Source organism: Microbacterium sp. zg.Y909, from assembly GCF_024626565.1.
This window is the reverse complement of sequence record NZ_JANJFJ010000725.1, coordinates 1-689: the sequence shown is the minus strand read 5'-3', so window position 1 is coordinate 689 and position 689 is coordinate 1. Positions and strand designations below refer to the sequence as shown.

The following is a 689-nucleotide window of genomic DNA, read 5'->3' as shown; positions in this document are numbered from 1 at the left end:
GGCGGATGCCCCGTCGTGCACGGCGCCGGCGCCGGCGCGGCGCACCCCGCCGGCCAGCCGCACCCCACCACGGGTTCTGCCAACAACGTCTGGTGGCCCAACCAGCTGAACCTGCGCATCCTCAAGAAGAACCCGGCCGAGGCCAACCCCCTCGGCGGCGACTTCGACTACAAGGCGGCCTTCGCGTCGCTGGACCTCGCCGCCGTCAAGGCGGACATCGCAGAGACCCTCACCACGTCGCAGGACTGGTGGCCGGCCGACTTCGGCAACTACGGCCCGCTCATCATCCGCATGGCCTGGCACAGCGCCGGCACCTACCGTGCGACCGACGGTCGCGGTGGTGGCGGCGCCGGTCAGCAGCGCTTCGCGCCGCTGAACAGCTGGCCCGACAACGTCAACCTCGACAAGGCACGTCGTCTGCTGTGGCCGGTCAAGAAGAAGTACGGCCAGGCGCTGTCGTGGGCCGACCTCATGATCCTCGCTGGAAACGTCGCGCTGGAGAGCATGGGATTCGAGACCTTCGGCTTCGGCGGCGGCCGCGCCGACGTCTGGGAGCCGGACGACGACGTGTACTGGGGCCCCGAGACCACGTGGCTCGGCGACGAGCGCTACACCGGTGAGCGGGACCTCGAAAAGCCCCTCGCCGCAGTGCAGATGGGTCTCATCTACGTCAACCCCGAGGGCCCGGC

At 70.0% G+C, this 689-nt stretch carries 1 protein-coding gene; it reads left to right on the top strand.

Annotation, left to right across the window (positions count from 1 at the left end; genetic code table 11):
- Positions 1–689, top strand: a 689-nt coding sequence (locus NQ160_RS24405; RefSeq protein WP_306854195.1) for a peroxidase family protein, incomplete at both ends; no start/stop codon positions are given.